Source organism: Methylobacterium sp. WL12 (assembly GCF_008039475.1).
Taxonomy (GTDB): Bacteria; Pseudomonadota; Alphaproteobacteria; order Rhizobiales; family Beijerinckiaceae; genus Methylobacterium; species Methylobacterium cerastii.
Genome location: NZ_VRUW01000067.1, coordinates 1 through 18,096 on the forward strand (window position 1 = coordinate 1; position 18,096 = coordinate 18,096).

An 18,096-nucleotide genomic window follows, 5' to 3' on the forward strand; every position below is an offset into this window, starting at 1 on the left:
GCGGTGGCGCCGGCCGGATCGTCACGCGGCCGGCCGCGTCGGCGGCGACCACGAGGCCGCGCAGGGTGCGCCGCACCGGGCGCCCCGCCCGCAGCGCCGGGAGCAGGTCGCCGAGCACCAGCCGCTCCAACCGCTCCAGCCGCCGCGGCAGCGCGCCGCCGGCCCGGTCGAGGGCGAGGTCGACGACGCGGAGCGCGACGGCCTCGGGGAGGTCGGCGAGGGTGGGGCCGTCGAGATGGAGCGGCCCGATCGCCGCAGCACCCCCTCCCCTCTCTGCGGGGGAGGTGATCGCAGCTGGTTCGATACCCCTCACCACCTCATCCTGGGGTGCGGCGTCAGCCGCCTCGAAGGAGGGCTCCAGGGGTCGCAGCGGCCTCTCGATGGCTCCTTCGAGGCCTCCGCTCCGCTCCGGCACCTCAGGATGAGGGAGTGGATCGGACGCCCCTCCTCTGCCATCGCCCCGCCCTTTCACGGAAGGCGCGGCGAAGACGGCTTGCCGGAAGGCGGAGTCCGCCATCGCGGCCAGCGCCGCGTCGTCGCGGGCGGCGCGCTCGGCCACCTTTGCGAATCGTTCGCTCGTGAACCCTTCGGCGGCGAGCAGCGGCAGCAACCGGCGAAGGCGCACCCGGCCGTAGCGGTCGTCGGCGTTCGAGGGGTCGCGGACGAAGCCGACGCCCTCCGCTTCGCACCAGGCGACGAGATCGACCTTGGGGATGTCGAGGAAGGGGCGGGCCAGCACGAGCCCCGGCGCCAGCGGGCGCTCCCGCCGCATCCCGGCAAGGCCCGCGGGGCCGCTTCCGGCGATCAGGCGCATGAGCACCGTCTCGACCTGGTCGTCGCGGGTGTGGCCGGTCAGCAGGTAGCCGGCGCCGACCGAGGCGGCGTGCGCGGCGAGCAGGCGGTAGCGGGCGGCGCGCGCCGTCGCCTGGATGGCGGTGCCGGGGTGGGCGCCGTCCCAACGCAGGATCGCGTGCGGGAGCCCGAGCACGGCGGCGGCGGCGGCGACGGCGCGGGCCTCCTCAGCGGATTCGGGGCGCAGGCCGTGATCGACGGTGGCGACGAAGAGCCCGTCGCGCCGGCCCGCGGCGGCCCGCATCAGGGCGGTGGAATCGGGGCCGCCGGAGACGGCGAGCAGCAGGATTGCGTCGCTGGCCAGCCAAGGTGCGAGGGCGGTGTCGAGGGCGCGACGAATCCGGGGGTCGGGATCGTCGCGCGGGCCGCTCACGCCGCGCAGCGTGCGCGCTTCTGCTCGCGCGCCACGCTCTGGCGCACGGTCGAGCCCGCGGCGGGGAACTTGCGGTCGAGCTCGGCCAGCGTCGCGCAGGCCTGCTCTCGGGCGCCCAGGGCGTTCAGCGAGACGCCGAGCTTGAGCATCGCCTCCGGCGCCTGGGGCGAGCGGGCGTAGTCGGTCGAGACCTTCAGGAACTGCTCGGCCGCCTCGCGGTTGCGGTTGCGCTGCAGGTAGCTCTCGCCGAGCCAGTAGGTCGCCGCCGGCACGTGGCCGTCGCGCGGGTGCGACTGGATGAACTGGCGGAAGGACATCTCCGCCTGCTCGTAGCGCTTCTCGCGGATGTGCCCGACGGCCGCCTCGTAGTCGCTGGTCGCGTCGCCCGAGCCGGTGGCCGCGACGCTCGCCGGCGCGCGCGCCGGGTTCGGCAGCGCGCCGGTGGTGCCGACGCGGGCGGGCGGCGACAGGTCGACGGGCTCGTCGTAGCCGGGAGCGCCCCGCGTCTCGGCATCCTCGCCGTCGTCGATCGCCGGCTCCGGCAGGCGCCGGGTCTGCGCCATCGGCGCGGCCGGGGCGGGCGCGGCGACCGGAGCGGAGGGCTGGGCGGCGCCGAGCTGCATCGGCGCGCCGGGGCGGCCCGGGTTCTGCTCGGGGTCGAAGGCGTCGCCGCGCTTCTGCGGGCGGGGGGCGCCCGGGTTGCCGCCGTTGACGGCGCCGGCCGGCTCCCGGCTCGGCGCGGGCGCGGACTTGCCGCCGCCCTTCTCGTTCAGGCGGAACTCGACGTCCTCCTGGAACTTCCGAAGCTGCTCCTTGAGCTGCCGGTTCTCGTATTGCAGCGTCTCGATCTGCCCGGCCATCAGCCGGGACTGGTTCTCGATCCGGTTGAGGCGCACGACGAATTCGGAGGCGTCCTGCGCCGCGGCCGGGGCGGCGAGGCTGAAGGCGGCACAGGAGGCGAGAAGCAGGCGGCGGAGCATGGTGGCACCGGTCGTGACAGGGAGCGCGCAAGGTCGGCGCGAGGCCGGTAGCAGATGCCGCCCAGCGCGGCAAAGTTAAGGCGATGTCGGCTTCGGGCTCATCGAGCCGCGCGGTGAGATGCGGGCCTCCAGGATCGGCCGCACGCGGCGGCGCACGGGAGATTCGCGCCGTTCCGCGGCGCGTCGCCCTGGGCGCGGCCGCCCCGGAGGTTGCCGCCGCGACCGGCCCGGTGTGAGGTGCGGCCCGCGGAATCGCGAACGGCCGGATGCGGAGTTCACATGCCCCAGGAACGGATCATCGTAGAAGCGACGGCCTCCGCACCGGTCGGCGTCGTCTGGGACGCCTACACGACGCCGGACCAGATCACGCAGTGGAATTTCGCGTCCGACGACTGGCATTGTCCGACGGCGACCGTCGACCTTCGGGAAGGCGGCACGTTCACCTCGCGCATGGAGGCAAAGGACGGCAGCATGGGCTTCGATTTCGCGGGCACCTACACCAGGATCGTCCCGAACGAACGGATCGAATACGCGTTCGGCGACCGTCATGCGGTGGTCGCGTTCACCGCGTTGGGCGAGCGGACCGGCGTGAAGGTCGCGTTCGATCCCGAGACCCGTTTTCCCATCGAGCAGCAGCGCAGCGGCTGGGCCGCCATCCTCGGCAACCTCTGCCGACACGTCGCGAGAGGTTGACCTGCGCCGGACGGGTCGGCTGGACGCGTCGTGGCGGGTGCCGCCCCCACCGCTCACCCCGGGGCGGCCGCCTGAGGGGGCCGCGGGGTGGCGAAGGCGGGATGCGGGGTCGTCCGGTGACGAAGGTCGCGCCTGCCGGTCAGCTTCCGGCGCCGCGGTCGAGCACCGTCACGGCGCGGCGGTTCTGCGACCAGCACGAGATGTCGTTGCAGACCGCGACCGGGCGCTCCTTGCCGTAGGAGACGGTGCGCATCCGGCCGGCACCGATGCCGCGGGAGGCGAGGTAGTCGTTCACGGCCTGCGCGCGGCGGGCGCCGAGCGAGAAGTTGTACTCGCGGGTGCCGCGCTCGTCGGCATGGCCCTCGATGAGGAAGCTGTAGCGCGGGTAGCGCTGCAGCCAGGCCGCCTGCTTGTCGAGGGTGCCGGTGGCGGTGGGCGTCAGGTCGGTCGAGTCGGACTCGAAGAACACCCGGTCGCCGATGTTCACGACGAAGTCCTGCGCGCTGCCCGGCGTCGAGGCGCCGCCGCCGAAGGCCGAGGCGTCGGCGAGGTCCTTGTCGCTGCTGCAGGCCGAGACCGCGAGGCCGGCGCAGAGGGCGAGGCCCAGGGAGAGGGTGCGCAGGGAAAGGGTGCGCAGGGAGGCGGCGCGGAAGCGCGCGGATCGGGGCATGTCTGTCACTCCACGAGCGGACTTGAGGTGCGCCGGCCCGGCGCGGGTCGCGGCGAGTTGGGCGCGTTGAGGTCCGCGCGTTCAAACGAGATTGGGCTTTAGGCCGATCGGGTTAAGCGAAGGTTCCATCAAGCTTGACGCGAGGTTTCCAACACGGCCCATCCGCCGCCGATGTGTCGTTGCGCACGCCGGACCGAGCCTGTCGCCCGGCGCGTCGCCGGCCCCGTCAGGCGCTCCCAATGCGGCGGTCGCGCGGCCCGGTCGGCACGGCGCGCCGAATTCGGGCGCGGCGTTGCGGCGGCGCAACATCGTCGCTCGCCGAGACGGGCCGAGCAGGCCTCGAGCCCGGGCGCCTTCACCGAGCGTTAACCGCCTTGGCCCCCAAGCTCGCGCACCGACCGCCGGATCGACCGCGATGCCTTCCGCCCAGAACGTGCTCATTGTCGAGGACAGCTACCTGCTCCTCGAGATCATCGCCTCGCTCTGCGCGACCCAGGGCATCGGCGTGGTCGAGGCGTCGAGCGGCGAGGCCGCGCTGACGATCCTGCGCGAGCGCGGCCGCGCGATCGACTGTCTGTTCACCGACATTCGCCTGCCCGGCCTGATCGACGGCTGGAGCGTGGCCGAGGCCTTCCGCGCGCTGCATCCCGACCGGCCGGTGGTCTACACCTCGACGGCCCCCGCCCTGCCCCCGCGGGCCGTCGGCGGCAGCCTGTACCTGCGCAAGCCGTTCCAGATCCGCGACGTCGAGCAGGTGGTGCGGATGATGGCGCGGGGCCGCCTCGACGCGCCGGTCCGCGCGGCGGTGTGACCGCAGGGCGTTCGCACGGACGAACCAGGCGCCTCGCCCCGGGCGCCGCCGGCTCACGCCGCGCGGAACATCGCCACGATCTCCGGCGCGGCGATCCAGGCCTCGACCCGGGCGCAGGCGAGGTCGCCGGGCTCGGCCGCGTCGTAGAGCGCGAAGCTCGCCGCGAGGAAGCCGGGCAGGTCGTAGAGGTCCGGGAAGGCGTCGCCGCGGGGCTTGGTCTTGAACAGGTACGAGCCGGTCAACCCGTAGACCTCGGCGATCGGCGGGTAGACCGGCCAGACCACGTCGCGGGCGAGCTCGTCGCCGAGGTAGTCCTCGATCTCCACCGGCTCCGGCGTGAAGCCGCTCTCGACGAGCAGGCGCCGGGCGATGTCGGCGATCACGAAGACCTTCGGGTGGTTGATCACGTGCATGAACGCGCCGCGCCGGCCCCAGCGGCTCATCTCGCGCTCCAGCCCGAAGCCGACCATGGCCCCGCCGCCGACCAGCTCGCGCACCGCCGGCTCCCACTGGTCGAGGTAGCCGAGCCGGCGGAAGACGTCTTCGCGGAACAACCGCTCCGTCTGGGCCGCGGTGAGGCCGAGGCGGTGGGCGCACAGGGCGATGGCCGAGTGGTACTGCCCCAGCGGCGAGCGCGCGAGCTTCAGCGCCGCCAGGTCCTCGACCCGGCCGGCGTAGACCATGTCCGGGTGGAAGGCCGAGAACACGATCGTCGGGAACATCCGGGTGCGCGGGTCGCGGCGGCGGAGCACCGTGATGTCGCCCCCCGGGAGCAGACCGGCCGGAAACAGCTGCGAGAACACGTGGTCGCTGGAGGCGAGCGTCGAGACCAGGCCGTCGATGTGGCCGTGGTCGCGCCCGAGCGTTCCCATCGGCAGGAAGCGGACGGGGCTGTCGGGCGCCAGGAGCCGCATCGCCTGGGCCACCCCGCGGGCCTGGCAGTTGCCGAGCACCGCGATCCGTGGTCCGCGGCGGCCCGCGTCGGCGGCGGGCTTGGCGCGCCACGGTGTCGCCCAGGATGGCGGCGACAACGAGAACGCGCCGCGGGCGCGCCTGGGCAGATCGGACAGGGCCACGTTCGCGCCGGGTGCATCGGGTGGGGCTAAGAATCTCGGGACGCATCGCCGAGGCGGACGCGCCGGAGGTCGGAGGAAGGGTCCAAAAGATGACGGCCAACCCCTATAGCGGTCTACCGGCCGAGCGTTTCTGGCGCAAGGTCGTGACCAACGTCGCCCCGTTCGCGGTCGATCCGCGGCCGCGCGCCCCCTTCTCCATCGGCCAGGGCGACAAGGTCGCCACCGGCGGATCGTGCTTCGCCCAGCGCGTCGCCGAGGCTCTTCGAGCGGAGGGCTTCAACTACTACGTGACGGAGCCCGCCCCCGAGGGCACCGCCCGCGCGGAGGCCGACGCGCGCCAGTTCGGCACCTTCTCGGCCCGCTACGGCAACCTCTACTACACGCGCCAGTTCGTGCAGCTGTTCGACCGCGCCTACGGCCGGTTCGAGCCCGAATTGAAGGCGTGGCTGCGCGAGGACGGCCGCTACGTCGACCCGTTCCGCCCCACCGTCGAGCCCGCGGGCTTCCCCGACGAGGCCGCGGTGGTGGCCGCCCGCGACGCGCATCTGGCCGAGGTGCGCCGCCTGTTCGAGACGCTGGACGTGTTCGTGCTGACGCTGGGCCTCACCGAGGGCTGGCGCTGGCGCGCCGACGGGGCCGCCCTGCCGCTGGCCCCGGGCGTCGCCGGCGGCACCTACGATCCGGCGCTCTACGAATGCGTCAACGCCGGCGCGGCCGAGGTGCTCGCCGACCTGCAGGGCTTCCTCGAACGGCTCTGGAGCGTGAACGCTTCGGCCCGCATCATCCTCACGGTCTCGCCGGTGCCGATGATCGCCACCTTCATGGACCGGCACGTGATGGAATCGAACAGCTACTCGAAGTCGGTGCTGCGGGTGGCGGCGGGCGAGGCCTGCGCCTCCGGCGACCCGCGGGCGGTGTACTTCCCCGCCTACGACATCGTCACCAGCAACGTGAACGCGGGGCGCTACTACAACGACGACCTGCGCACCATCAACGACGCGGGCGTGCGCCACGTGATGCGCTCGTTCCTCGCCACCTTCGCGGCCGACCGCACCACCCCGGCCCCGGTGCAGGCCGCCCACGACTTCGCCGCGGAATACGAGGGCACGGCGGGCGTGATCTGCGACGAGGAGCAGATCGAACGCAGCGTGGCGTGAGGCGAAATCAGGACACGCCGACCGGCCCCCTCTCCCGAATGGGAGAGGGTTGGGGTGAGGGGGGCGACATGTCCGGAAAGACCTCGCCCCTCACCCTGTCCCTCTCCCGAACGGGAGAGGGGACCCGCGCTCCATCCGTCCGGGGCGCCGCGGCCTACTGCAGGTGCTTCGTGTAGATCTCGCCCGCCGCCGCCTTGATCTCGGCCCCGCACTCGCGGCCGATCCGGGCCGCGTCGGCGACCGGGCCCGAGCGGGAGGCGGCCCAATGGCGGCTGCCGTCGGGGAGGAACAGCAGGCCGTTGAGGCTGAGCGTGTCGCCCTCGATCCGCGCCAGCGCCGCGATCGGCGTGCGGCAGGAGCCGTCGAGCTCGGCCAGCAGCGCCCGCTCGGCGCCGATGGCGGTGGTGGTGCGGGCGCAGGCCAACGGGGCCAGCAGCGCGTGGATCTCGGCGTCGCCTTCGCGGGCCTCGATGCCCAGCGCCCCTTGGGCCACCGCCGGCAGCATCTCCTCGACCGAGAGCACCGAGCGCGCCATGCCCTCCAGGCCGAGGCGCTCGAGGCCGGCGAGCGCCAGCAGCGTCGCGTCGCACTCGCCGGCCTCGAGCTTGCGCATGCGGGTGTTGGCGTTGCCGCGCAGCGGCACGATCCGCAGGTCCGGCCGGCGCATCAGCACCTGCGCCGCGCGCCGGAGCGAGGAGGTGCCGACGCGCGCGCCCTCGGGCAGTTCCGCGAACCCGGAGGCCCGCGGCGACAGGAAGGCGTCGCGCGGGTCGTCGCGCGCCAGGATGCAGGCGATGACCAGCCCCTCGGGCAGCCAGGTCTCGACGTCCTTCATCGAGTGGACGGCGACATCCACCTCGTCGGAGAACAGCGCCTGCTCCAATTCCTTGGTGAACAGCCCCTTGCCGCCGATCTCGGAGAGCGGCCGGTCCAGGATCTTGTCCGCCACGGTGGTGACGACGACCAGCTCGGTCTCGAGGCCGGGGTTGGCCGCCACGATCTTGTCGCGGACCATGCCGGTCTGCGCGAGCGCCATCGGGCTACCGCGGGTGCCGATGCGGAGGGGACGCTGGATCATGTGCTTCTTGTCTCGCCCGAGCTTTGCGCGAGCATCGTTGCGGGACGACGTGGGCGCAAGCTCTGTCGATGCTTCGGGACCGATCACTCCGCAGGAAGCGCGGGTCGCCTCTCCCGTTCGGGAGAGGGGGCGCGTCGAGCGATCCGTCAGAACGCCTTCAGCACCCGCTCGGTGTGCTCCACCGCGGGCGGGCTCGCGAAGCACGGGGAGACGATGGCGCGGTAATCCTGCCAAGCTTGCGAGCCGGTGAAGTCCTTGGTGTGGGCCTCCAGCGTCTCCCACTCGATCAGCAGGCGGTAGCGCTGCGGATGCTCGACCGAGCGCCGCACGTCGAAGCTGCGGCAGCCGGCGGCGACCCGGAAGATCTCGGCGGCCCGACTGATGCCGGCCTCGAACTCGGCCTCCATGCCGGGCTTGATCTCGACCTGCGCGATTTCGAGGATCATTCGTGTCACGTCCTTGTGCGGAAAAAACCTATTGGAGCGGGCGGCCGAGCTTGCGCGCGAGGATCCGCTGCGGGCTCGTCTCCGGGTCGGCCTGGGCGGAGACCGGCAGGTAGGCGGTCTGCTCCAGCATGTAGCGGCCGCCCATGGCCCCGTGCATGACGAGGTCGGAGAAGGTCACCCAGGTCTGGCCGGGCTGGAATTCCACGTCGGCCTGGGGGGCGTTCGCCTGGTAGCCTTCGTCCTGCTTCAGGGCGTCGTGCAGGTGCAGCATCAGGTGGTCGTATTCCGAGCGCCGCGCCTTGGTGATGCGGAGCGCCGCCAGCAGGCGCGCCGAGAGCGGCGAATAGCCCGGGAGCTTGGGCAGGAACTTGTCGGCCATCGAGCCGAAATCCTCGCCCACCCGCCACAGGCGCGGCTGGCCGCTCGGGTTGATGTTGCGGAACACCCGCAGGATGCGCTTCTCGCCGATCGGGTTCGAGGGGAAGGCGTCGACGTGCAGGCGGGTGTCGTCGCGGCGCCAGCTCATCTTGCGCCGGTCCACGTCGAAGGGCCGGTACGAGGTGCCGGCGAGGCTGATCCGGTCGGCATATTCCGGCAGGTGGCGCGCGATCAGCGCTTCGGCGAAACCGCGATAGCGCACCAGCAGCCGGCGCAGGGCCTCCTGCTCCTCCGGCGTGCCGGCGGCGCCCCGGAGGCTCGCCGCCTCGCCGCGGATGTTGACGTTCTTGGCCTTGCCGTCGGCGAACGGGCGCTCGGTGAAGCGCCGCTCGAAGTCGCTGAACGGGAAGTCGAGATCGGGGAACATCAGCACCGCGCCGCCTTCGAGCGCCGCGGCGAGCGAGCCGTTCGCGGCGGATCCCGCAGCGGGGACGGTGAGGATCGGGCTGATCATGCGGGTCGCGTGTCCTGTCGCGTGGCCGGCTTCGCGGGTCCGCGGGTTTAGCCGACGCCCGCGGGAAGGGCCAGCCGCGGCGGTTTTCCGGTGGATGACGGCACCTGCGTCCTGTCATCCCGGGATGCCGCAACCGGAACGCCTTGCGCAACCGATGCCGAGGCGGCACGTTCTCCCCCTGTTCCGGGCGGTCTCGCCCGCGCAAGGATCATTCGCCGATGGCGACGCTGAAGGAATTCGAGGAGTCGCTGCGCGAGCACGGCATGAACATGGCGCTCGCGCTGCTGGAGCGCCTGCGCGAGCGCGACCGCGCCACCCGCACGGTGAAGCCCGCCCGCCGGCTGACCGGGCAGAAGATGACGCCGGAACTCGCCCACGCCATCCTCGACCTGCACGCCTCCACCGGGATGACCCAGCAGGAGATCGCCTTCAAGGTCGGCGTGAACCAGGGGCGGGTCAACGAGGTGATCAAGCGCGGCAAGTGGCTCGACGGCGATCCGCACGCCCCCGAGGCGGTGGCCCGCGACAAGGCGCTCGCCCGCCTGCGCGGCGAGCCGACGGCGCGCAAGGCGCCCACGGTGAAGCGCGCGTCGGGCAAGAGCATCCCGGTCAAGGCCAAGACCGCCCCCGCGCCGCGGCGCAACCAGGGGCAGCTGGCGTTCGGCGACCTCTGAGCCGTTCGGCCGGGGTCGAAACGCAACCGGCTCGACGACGTGACCAAGGGTTTGCGACGGTGCGCAAGCCTTGACCGCCTCGCTCGGACGATGACCTTATCGACGGCATGGAACCGCTTCCCGACCCCGTCGAACGCGCCCGCGCTTCAGGCTCCGGCGCTCCCCCGGAAGGCGGCTTCTCGGCCCTGACGCCGGAGCTGTCCGTCAGCGATCTCGATGCGAGCCTGCGGTTCTGGTGCGACCTGCTCGGGTTCGCCGTCGCCTACGATCGCCCGGCCGCCCGCTTCGCCTATCTCACGCGGGGCAGAGCCCAGATCATGCTGTGTCAGCTGAACGGTCGCTGGTCGACGGGCGTCCTGGATCGTCCCTACGGCCGGGGGGTGAACTTCCAGATCATGGTCGACCGGCTGGACCCGATCCTGGCCGCGCTCGAGACCGCGCGCTGGCCGCTGTTCGATGAGCCGAGGGAGGCCTGGTATCGGACAGGTCCGATCGAGGCCGGCCAACGAGAGTTCCTCGTCCAAGACCCCGACGGATATCTCGTGCGCCTCGCCGAGAGTCTCGGGCACCGGAAACCCGAGTGACGTCCATTCTCCGGCCGGGCCGCCATTCTCGCGATCAAGCTGATCGTGTTCGCCCCTAATCCGTCAGGTCGGGGCTCAAGTCCTTCGGCCGCACGAAGCGCTCCAGGCGGCCGTTGCGGCCGACCTCGCTCCAATGCGCCACGTCGAACTCGATCACCGCCAGCGCCGCCGTGGGGAAGCCCTGCGCGAGGCGCTTCTGCGCGGCGCGCGCGCCCTCCGCCACCAGCATGTCGGCGAGCGCCTCGGTGCCGGGGTTGTGGCCCACGAGGATCAAGGTGTCGGCCGTGTCGGGGCTTTCGCGGACGGCCGCAAGCAGCGCGGCGGGCGGGGCCTCGTAGATCGTCTCGACGATGCGCACGCGCACCGCGTCGAGGGCGGTCGCCACCGCCTCCCAGGTTTCCCGCGTGCGCTTCGACGGCGAGACCAGGGCGAGGTCCGGCTTCAGGCCTTCGCTCGCGAGGTAGGCGCCCATCCGCGGCGCGGCCTCGCGGCCGCGGGCGTCGAGGGGCCGGTCGATGTCGGAGACGCCCGGCGGCCGGTCGGACTTGGCGTGGCGCAGGAGCAGCAGGCGGCGCATCAGGCGAATCCGACGATCGGGTGCGGGGTGTAGAGCGCTTCGAGGCCCTGCGTCTCCTCCGGCGTCAGCACGAGGTCGAGGGCGGCGACCGCGTCGGTGAGGTGGCCCCCCTTCGAGGCGCCGACGATCGGGGCGGCGACCTCGGGCTTGGCCGCGACCCAGGCGAGGGCCACCTGCGCGCGCGGCACGCCGCGGGCCTTCGCGATCTCGGCGACCTTGGCGATGATCGCCTCGTCCGCCGCGGCGGCCGCGTCGTAGAGGCCCTTGCCGACGGCGTCGCTGTCCTGGCGCGCGGTGGTGGAATCGGGGTCGCGGGTCAGCCGCCCGCGGGCGAGCGGGCTCCAGGGCAGCACGGCGATCCCCTGGTCGCGGCAGAGCGGCAGCATCTCGCGCTCCTCCTCGCGATGCAGCAGGTTGACGTGGTTCTGCATGGTCGCGAACCGCGTCCAGCCATGGAGGTCCGCGGTGTAGAGCGCCTTCGAGAACTGCCACGCGTACATCGACGAGGCGCCGAGATACCGCGCCTTGCCGGCCTTCACCACGTCGTGCAGCGCCTCGAGCGTCACCTCGATCGGGGTGTCGTAGTCCCAGCGGTGGATCTGGAACAGGTCGACGTGGTCCATGCCGAGCCGCTTCAGGCTGGCGTCGATCGCGGAAAAGATCGCTTTTCGCGAGAGGCCGCCGGCGTTCGGCTGGTCCTTGAGCGGGAAGTAGCACTTCGTCGCGACGACGAGGCTGTCGCGGTCGCCGTAATCCTTCAGCGCCCGCCCGACGATCTCCTCGCTGGTGCCGTCGGAATAGTAGTTGGCCGTGTCGAAGAAGTTGATGCCGAGGTCGAGCGCCTGGTGGATCAGCGGACGGCTCTCGTCCTCCGGCAGCGTCCAGGGATGGGGCCCGCGCTCAGGGATGCCGTAGGTCATGCAGCCGAGGCAGAGGGCGGACACGTCGAGGCCGGTGCGGCCGAGCTTTTTCATCTTCATGCGGCGCGATCTGAGTGAGTGCGATACGATGGACAGAGCGGGATGCGTCTTTCGCGGGTCCGACGCGCGGCCCCCTCTCCTCGCACGCGGGAAGAGGCCTGCAGGCACCGCGTCGTGCCTGCAGGAAGCAGAGGCGAAGCCGCAGCGGCGGTGAGGGGGCTTCGACGAACGAGCCTCCTCCGTCCACCCCCCCCTCACCCTCGGCTGCCGCCTCGCCGTGCTCCCCGACAAGGGGGAGACACGGCCCTCTCCCCGCAGGCGGGGCGAGGGGATGCATGGGGGTCGGTCCGCCCGGGACCAGGAAGGAGGACGCCGAAACGGCGCCTCAGCCCCCGCGCCCCTCGCGCCGCATCATGAAGGCCAGCTTCTCGAACAGGCTGACGTCCTGCTCGTTCTTGAGCAGCGCCCCGTGCAGCGGCGGGATCAGCTTGCGGGCATTGGTCTCGCGCAGCGTCTCGGGATCGACGTCCTCCGAGACGAGGAGCTTGAGCCAGTCGAGGAGTTCCGAGGTCGAGGGCTTCTTCTTGAGGCCCGGCACCTCGCGGGTCTCCAGGAACACCCGCAGCGCCTCCTCGACGAGGCGGTGCTTGATGCCGGGATAGTGCACGTCGACGATCGATTGCAGCGTCTGCGCGTCCGGGAACTTGATGTAGTGGAAGAAGCACCGGCGCAGGAACGCGTCCGGCAGCTCCTTCTCGTTGTTCGAAGTGATGATCACCACCGGGCGGCGATCCGCCCGCACCGTCTCGCCGGTCTCGTAGACGAAGAACTCCATGCGATCGAGCTCGGTGAGCAGGTCGTTCGGGAACTCGATGTCGGCCTTGTCGATCTCGTCGATCAAGAGCACCGGGCGCTCGTCGGCGGTGAAGGCCTCCCACAGCTTGCCGCGGCGGATGTAGTTCGCAATGTCCGAGACCCGCGGGTCGCCGAGCTGCGAGTCGCGCAGGCGCGAGACCGCGTCGTACTCGTACAGGCCCTGCTGCGCCTTGGTGGTCGACTTCACGTTCCACGTGAGGAGCCGGGCGCCGAGGCCCTTGGCGATCTCCTCGGCCAGCACCGTCTTGCCGGTGCCGGGCTCGCCCTTCACCAGCAGCGGCCGCTCGAGCACGATGGCGGCGTTGACGGCCGCCGTCAGGTCGGGCGTCGCGACGTAGGACTCGGTTCCGGTGAAGCGCATCGAGCTGTTTCGTCCTGGCGGGCCGGCGCGGCCGACCCGTCCGACATAGGGCGCAAAGCCGGTCGCGAGCAACGCCCCTCGGTGATCGCTCAAAAAGCGATCATCTTGGGCTTCTTGCCGGCCTCGATCGCCGGCGCCCGCCTCCGCGGGCTTAGGCTTCCGCTCCGCTCGACGCATGCCCGGACATCCGTCCGGGCAAGCCCGCCGCTCCGCGCGGCGCTCTTCGCGCCGAAGACGTCGCCCTCCCTGGTCGTTTACCGGTCGGCCTTCTCGCCGGCGGTGGACAGCTCGATGTAGCGCAGGGTCGTCGGGCGGACGAGCTCGCGCACCTTGGCGGCCATGCCCTCCTCCTCCTTCAGCGATTGCTGGAAGGCGGCGGCATGCCCCTGCTGGCCGGCGGCCTCGCCGATCGCGAGCAGCGAGGTGTAGGCCGCGATCTCGAAGTTCTCGAAGGCGTGGTTGGCGTAGGCGTTCTTCAGGATCTCGTCCTGGGCCGGCGCGTGCCCGAGCGCCATCATGTTGCCGACGAAGCCGAGGAACCCCTCCTTCAGCGCGGACGAGCTCTCGGCCAGGCTGTGCAGCGCCTCCTCCAGGCGTGTGCGCTGGCCGTGGGTCTCGTCGATGTGGCGGCGGAGCGCCGCCTCCATCTCGGGATAGTTCTGCAGCCGTTCGACCTGGCGCTCCATGATCTGGAGCGCCTGCATCTCCAGGGCGTGGGTGTTCTTCAGAGCCGTGACGTAGATGTCGCGCGTGTCGAGGGCCATCGTGCATCTCCTGAGCGGCGGCCGGAACGTCGGCCTGGGATCAGGGGGAAGACCCGGCGAACACCGGCCAAGTTTCCGGCCGAGCGCGCGGGCGTTCAGTGTGACGCAGGGGGGGTGGATCGCGCGAAGCACCGCGTGGTCCCCTCTCCCGAACGGGAGAGGGGACCCGTGCCTTGCTCGGGACGCGTGGCGAGGCGTCCGCATCCAGGAACCGCTGCGGGGAGAGGGACGAGCCCGCCCCTCAGGCGAGCAGGGTGTCCGACGGCTCGCTGTCGGACGGCCGGTCGTCCTCGGAGCTGGCCGGCGGCGTCTCGATCACCGGCTCGACCGCGGCGGCGACCGGCTCCGAGCGGATCGTCACGGTGTCGCCCTCGATGGAGAAGCTCACGGTCATGGCGGCGGCGCGGGCCACGAGGCCGGCGTAGTAGGGCAGGATGCCGTGGGCGTCGACGACGCCGTTCTCGGGCGTGCCGGCGATCAGCGCCTCGACATGGGGCGGGATGCGGGCGTGCGAGCCCTTGGCGACCAGCACCAGGGTCGGGGCCTCGCCGTCGCCCGTGACCTTGACGTCGAGGAGGCCGCCGCGCGGGATCGCGCCGGTGGAAATCATCACGAGGTTCAAGAGCAGCTTGACCTTGTTCTTGGGGAAGAGCGCCACCGGCGCGCTCCAGCTGAGCTGGGTCTTCTCGTCGGAGAACATGCCGCGGGAGACCTTCTCCGCGTCGGCGAGGTCGATCGAGGCCCCGGCCGAGCCCGCCGCGCCGAACGCGATCCGGGCGAATTGCAGCCGGGCGGAGGCGTGGCGCGCGCTCTTGCGGATCAGGTCGAGGGCGAACTCGCGCATCGACTCGTCCTGGTCGTCCTCCAGCACCTCGAGACCGTTCACGATCGCGCCCACGGGGCTGATCACGTCGTGGCAGACGCGGGAGCACAGCAGCGCGGAGAGGTCGAGGGCGTCGAGGGTCACGGCATTCATGGCACGCTCCGGGCGTTTTCTTCGGACTTGGTCTTCGGACTTGGTCGTCCGGCTTGGCGACGCGGAACCCGGCCGCCGCGGCGGCCCGCCCGAACGGATAGACGCCACATCCGGCTTTGCAAAGGGTTACGGGGGGCGGCGCGCGGCCCCGGACGCGCGAGCGCTGGGGGGCCGCCATCATCCGCAACGCCCCCCGTCGCAGCTCGTCAGGTCCGATAGAACAGCACCCGGCCGTCCGCCCGGATCTGGAGCAGGGCGTCGAACTCCCGCACGTTGCGGGTCAGCACGGCGAACCCGTGCTTCATCGCCTGGACGAAGAGCACGCAGTCGTGGAGGGCCTTCATGCGCTCGGGCTTGCCGTAGCCCTGAACGCGCGCGAGCAGGCCGGCATACACGGCGGCCTGGCCGAGGACGTCCATGTCCGGCACGAACAGGCGATGCGCCGGCATGGCCTCGACGGCCGCCTCGATCGCCGCGACGGCGGCTGGGGTCCGCGCGTCGCCCGGATCGAGCACGCCCACCGCATGCAGGAGTTCCTGCACGGCGACGGCGCTGTGGTTCACCGGCCGGATCGCGAGCAGGTCCTCGACGACGGCGGGCGCCTTGCCCTGCATCTGGTCGATGTAGACGCAGGTATCGAGGAGAAGCCCGTTCCCGGCCGACGCGTCGGGTCCGAGGAACGGAAGCGCGTCGTCGGGGCGGCGGGCGAGGGTCCGCGCCGCAGCGCGCCGCCTGACGCGTTCGGCGGACCGGAAGTCGAACGCCACGGTTTAGAAATCGAGATCGAGGCTCGGATCGACCGTGCCCCGCAGCCCCCGGAACGTGTCGGCGAAGTCGTCCTCGATCGCCAGGTTCGCCAGGGCGAACTCCACGAGCTCGGTGTCCGAGCGGATACCGGTGCGCGCCTTCGCGCGCTCGATCAGCTCCGGCGACACGCGCCCCGAGATGCGACCGCCCTTCCGCGCGATCAGGCCGCTTTCCTGCGCGCGGGCCAGCACCGCCTGGACCTTCGATCGGGAGGTCGCGGCGGCCTCGATCGCGGGCGACCGCTCGGGCCGGATCGAACCGGCGGGTCGGTGCGGGTGCGGCTCGGATCGGCTCGCCATCGGGATGCTCGCCCTGCGTTCAACGATTTGCGATTTCGATCACCATACGGCCGGGGGCGACCCCGGGCAATCGATGCGACGAGCGGACGACGCTCACTCCAGCCGCACCACGACGCTGTCGCTCGCCCCCGTCGCGTCGAGGACCGAGATGCGGGCGAAGCCGGCGCCGTCGGGGACCCATTCGGACTGGCGCCGGGCGGAAGCCGCCACCGGCTTCCCGCCGACCATCCAGGTCAGCGGCGGCACGCCGCCGAGCGCCTTGAGGGCGAGGCGGGCCTGCTGCGCAGGGTCCCCCTTCAGGTCCTGCAGCCCGAGATCGATGCGGGCGCCGTCGGGCGGGTAGGCGATCTTGAGGGGCGCCGCGTCGGCCGCCGCCAGGGTCTTGGGCGCGTCGCGGCGGATGTGACGGAGCGGCGGCGGCAGGGCGGCCGAGGTGGCGACGAGCGCGTCGCGCGGCTGGGCCACCGGCTCGGGCTCGCCGCCGAAGCGCGAGAACGCGTCGAACAGGATCGGCGCCGCGACGGCGCGGCCGACCAGCCCCGGCACCGCCGCCCCGTCCGGCCGCCCGACCCAGACCGCGATCGTCACGCGCCGGTCGAAGCCCGCAGCCCAGGCGTCGCGATAGCCGAACGAGGTGCCGGTCTTGTAGGCGATGCGGCCGGGCAGCGCGTTCTCGGGGGGCGGCGCGCCGCGCAGGATGTCGGCGACGTACCAGGCGGCCACCGGCTCGGCGACGCGGCGGGCGGAGTCGGCAGGCGGCGGCCGGTCGGCGCGGCGCATCAGCTCCGGCATGGCGCCGCCGCGGGCCAGCCCGGCATAGAGCCGGGCGAGGTCGGTCAGCGTGATCCCCAGGCCGCCGAGCGCCACCGGCAGCCCCGGCGCGGCGTCGCGCGGCAGCAGGATCGTAGCGCCCGCCGCCCGCAGACGGGCGATGAACCGGGCAGGCCCCACCGCCTCCATCAGCGCGACGGCGGGCACGTTGAGCGAAAGCTGCAGCGCGCGGCGCGCGGTGACGGTGCCCTGGTAGGTCAGGTCGAAGTTCTCGGGGGCGTAGGACGCGGCGTAGCGGGCCGGACGGTCGTCGAGCAGTGTCTCGGGATGCGCCAGCCCGCTCTCGAAGGCCTGCGCGTAGATGAAGGGCTTTAGGGCCGAGCCCGGCGAGCGCACGGCCAGCGTCATGTCGATGGCGCCGCGGCGCGCGGCGTCGCGGTAGCCGGCGCTGCCGACCTGGGCGAGCACCGCGCCGGTGCGGTTGTCGATCGCGAGGATCGCCGCCGAGAGGCCGGGGCCGGCCCCTTGCGCCCGCTCCGCGGCGAGCTGCTCGAGGCTCGCCTGGAGGCGGCCGTCCAGCGTCAGGCGCAGCACCGCCGCGCCCGGGTCGGCGGCCACCGCCTCCTCGGCCGCGTGCGCCGCCACCATCGGGAACGGGCGCCGCCGGTCCGGCACCGGCTCGGCCTTGGCGGCGGCGGCCTCGGCGCGGGTGATCGCGCCGCGGGCGGCGGCGATGTCGAGCACGCGGTCCCGCGCCCGCCGGGCGGTGTCGGCGAACCGGTCCGGCCGGCGGGTCTCGGGCGCCTGCGGCAGGGCGACGAGGAGGGCGGATTCGGCGAACGACAGGCGGGCGGGCTCGCGCCCGAAATAGGCGAGCGCCGCCGCCCGCACCCCCTCGACCGGGCCGCCATAGGGGGCGAGCGCGAGGTAGAGGTCGAGCACGCCGGCCTTGCCGAAGCGGCGCTCCAGCTCGACCGCGCGGACCATCTGCCGGAGCTTCGCGGCGAGCGAGCGCTCGGGGCGCGGCTCGACGAGGCGGGCGACCTGCATCGACAGGGTCGAGCCGCCGGAGACGATCCGTCCGTGCGCCAGCCATTGCCAGGCGGCCCGGAGCGTCGCCGCCGGGTCGATGCCGGGATGGTCGGCGAAGCGCCGGTCCTCGTAGGCCGTGAGCATCGTGAGATAGCGCGGGTCGACGGAGGCCGCCCGCACCGGCAGCCGCCAGCGCCCGTCCGGGGTGGCGAACGGGCGCAGCAGGGTGTCGCGCGCGTCGACGACGATGGTCGAGCGGAGGTCAGCCTGCGTCAGGTCGAGGGGCGGTAGCGTCGCCGCGAAGCGCCAGAGGGCGAGGAGGGGAACCGCCGCCACGACGACGAGGAGCGCGAGGCCGGCAAGCGGCCATCGTCGGGTGGGTCGGGCCCGCGCGGATGCCGGACCACCCGCAGGCCCCCTCTCCCGT

19 protein-coding genes and 1 pseudogene are annotated in these 18,096 nt (G+C 72.5%); 5 read left to right on the forward strand and 15 right to left on the reverse strand.

Annotated features, from left to right (window positions below):
- Positions 1 to 460: 460 nt before the first annotated feature.
- Together tilS and ybgF are read right to left on the reverse strand one after the other, a co-directional pair.
- Positions 461 to 1,096 (reverse strand): annotated as a pseudogene (gene tilS, locus FV226_RS20180) (tRNA lysidine(34) synthetase TilS); the annotation flags it as partial.
- A gap of 125 nt (positions 1,097 to 1,221) precedes the next feature.
- On the reverse strand, positions 1,222 to 2,205 hold the full coding sequence (gene ybgF / locus FV226_RS20185) for a tol-pal system protein YbgF (protein WP_147764286.1): 984 nt from the start codon (positions 2,203 to 2,205) through the stop codon (positions 1,222 to 1,224).
- Positions 2,206 to 2,484: 279 nt separating this feature from the next.
- Here ybgF and FV226_RS20190 point away from each other — a divergent pair, with 279 nt between their 5' ends.
- Positions 2,485 to 2,898 carry an SRPBCC domain-containing protein gene (locus FV226_RS20190; RefSeq protein ID WP_147764287.1) on the forward strand — a complete coding sequence of 138 codons (414 nt, stop codon included), beginning with the start codon at positions 2,485 to 2,487 and terminating at the stop codon, positions 2,896 to 2,898.
- A 139-nt stretch (positions 2,899 to 3,037) separates the two neighbouring features.
- Here FV226_RS20190 and pal read toward each other — a convergent pair whose 3' ends face one another.
- The gene (gene pal / locus FV226_RS20195; RefSeq protein ID WP_147764288.1) at positions 3,038 to 3,568 is read right to left on the reverse strand and encodes a peptidoglycan-associated lipoprotein Pal; all 531 of its coding nucleotides are present in this window, start codon (positions 3,566 to 3,568) and stop codon (positions 3,038 to 3,040) included.
- A gap of 415 nt (positions 3,569 to 3,983) precedes the next feature.
- Between pal and FV226_RS20200 the strand changes: the two genes are divergently transcribed.
- Positions 3,984 to 4,379: a response regulator gene (locus FV226_RS20200; protein ID WP_147753513.1), complete on the forward strand. Its 396-nt coding sequence runs from the start codon at positions 3,984 to 3,986 to the stop codon at positions 4,377 to 4,379.
- A gap of 53 nt (positions 4,380 to 4,432) precedes the next feature.
- On the opposite strand, the gene FV226_RS20205 is transcribed toward FV226_RS20200, so the two are convergent.
- The gene (locus tag FV226_RS20205; protein WP_147764289.1) at positions 4,433 to 5,455 is read right to left on the reverse strand and encodes a WcbI family polysaccharide biosynthesis putative acetyltransferase; all 1,023 of its coding nucleotides are present in this window, start codon (positions 5,453 to 5,455) and stop codon (positions 4,433 to 4,435) included.
- 89 nt (positions 5,456 to 5,544) lie between these two features.
- Here FV226_RS20205 and FV226_RS20210 point away from each other — a divergent pair, with 89 nt between their 5' ends.
- The gene (locus FV226_RS20210; RefSeq protein WP_147753515.1) at positions 5,545 to 6,612 is read left to right on the forward strand and encodes a GSCFA domain-containing protein; all 1,068 of its coding nucleotides are present in this window, start codon (positions 5,545 to 5,547) and stop codon (positions 6,610 to 6,612) included.
- 154 nt (positions 6,613 to 6,766) lie between these two features.
- On the opposite strand, the gene hemC is transcribed toward FV226_RS20210, so the two are convergent.
- From hemC to FV226_RS20225, 3 genes are all read right to left on the reverse strand, one after another.
- A complete protein-coding gene (gene hemC / locus FV226_RS20215) occupies positions 6,767 to 7,690 on the reverse strand; it encodes a hydroxymethylbilane synthase (protein ID WP_147764290.1) in 924 nt (307 codons plus the stop codon).
- Positions 7,691 to 7,836: 146 nt separating this feature from the next.
- Entirely contained in the window at positions 7,837 to 8,136 is a 300-nt protein-coding gene (locus FV226_RS20220) for an antibiotic biosynthesis monooxygenase family protein (protein WP_147753517.1), read from the reverse strand.
- Positions 8,137 to 8,164: 28 nt separating this feature from the next.
- Entirely contained in the window at positions 8,165 to 9,028 is an 864-nt protein-coding gene (locus FV226_RS20225; RefSeq protein ID WP_147764291.1) for a Kdo hydroxylase family protein, read from the reverse strand.
- A gap of 218 nt (positions 9,029 to 9,246) precedes the next feature.
- Here FV226_RS20225 and FV226_RS20230 point away from each other — a divergent pair, with 218 nt between their 5' ends.
- Positions 9,247 to 9,702, forward strand: a complete 456-nt coding sequence (locus tag FV226_RS20230; protein ID WP_147753519.1) for an RNA polymerase subunit sigma-70 — start codon at positions 9,247 to 9,249, stop codon at positions 9,700 to 9,702.
- Between the two features lie 107 nt (positions 9,703 to 9,809).
- Complete coding sequence (locus FV226_RS20235; RefSeq protein WP_147764292.1) at positions 9,810 to 10,286, forward strand: VOC family protein; 477 nt, start codon at positions 9,810 to 9,812, stop codon at positions 10,284 to 10,286.
- A gap of 55 nt (positions 10,287 to 10,341) precedes the next feature.
- On the opposite strand, the gene FV226_RS20240 is transcribed toward FV226_RS20235, so the two are convergent.
- The 8 genes from FV226_RS20240 to pbpC form a co-directional block, all read right to left on the reverse strand.
- Positions 10,342 to 10,863 carry a histidine phosphatase family protein gene (locus tag FV226_RS20240; protein WP_147764293.1) on the reverse strand — a complete coding sequence of 174 codons (522 nt, stop codon included), beginning with the start codon at positions 10,861 to 10,863 and terminating at the stop codon, positions 10,342 to 10,344.
- Positions 10,863 to 11,843 (reverse strand): aldo/keto reductase, encoded by a 981-nt coding sequence (locus tag FV226_RS20245; protein ID WP_147764294.1) that lies wholly within the window; start codon positions 11,841 to 11,843, stop codon positions 10,863 to 10,865. The genes FV226_RS20240 and FV226_RS20245 overlap by 1 nt, the downstream gene beginning before the upstream one ends.
- Positions 11,844 to 12,168: 325 nt before the next feature.
- Positions 12,169 to 13,020: a MoxR family ATPase gene (locus FV226_RS20250; RefSeq protein WP_147764295.1), complete on the reverse strand. Its 852-nt coding sequence runs from the start codon at positions 13,018 to 13,020 to the stop codon at positions 12,169 to 12,171.
- Positions 13,021 to 13,274: 254 nt separating this feature from the next.
- Positions 13,275 to 13,784, reverse strand: coding sequence for a ferritin-like domain-containing protein (locus FV226_RS20255; RefSeq protein ID WP_147764296.1), 510 nt, complete (start codon positions 13,782 to 13,784; stop codon positions 13,275 to 13,277).
- A gap of 241 nt (positions 13,785 to 14,025) precedes the next feature.
- Positions 14,026 to 14,760, reverse strand: coding sequence for a histidine phosphotransferase family protein (locus tag FV226_RS20260; protein ID WP_147764297.1), 735 nt, complete (start codon positions 14,758 to 14,760; stop codon positions 14,026 to 14,028).
- A 206-nt stretch (positions 14,761 to 14,966) separates the two neighbouring features.
- Complete coding sequence (locus tag FV226_RS20265; protein ID WP_147753526.1) at positions 14,967 to 15,527, reverse strand: type II toxin-antitoxin system VapC family toxin; 561 nt, start codon at positions 15,525 to 15,527, stop codon at positions 14,967 to 14,969.
- 3 nt (positions 15,528 to 15,530) lie between these two features.
- Positions 15,531 to 15,866, reverse strand: a complete 336-nt coding sequence (locus tag FV226_RS20270) for a hypothetical protein (RefSeq protein WP_238272940.1) — start codon at positions 15,864 to 15,866, stop codon at positions 15,531 to 15,533.
- A gap of 93 nt (positions 15,867 to 15,959) precedes the next feature.
- Positions 15,960 to 18,005, reverse strand: coding sequence for a penicillin-binding protein 1C (pbpC, locus tag FV226_RS20275; protein WP_147764298.1), 2,046 nt, complete (start codon positions 18,003 to 18,005; stop codon positions 15,960 to 15,962).
- Positions 18,006 to 18,096: the final 91 nt, after the last annotated feature.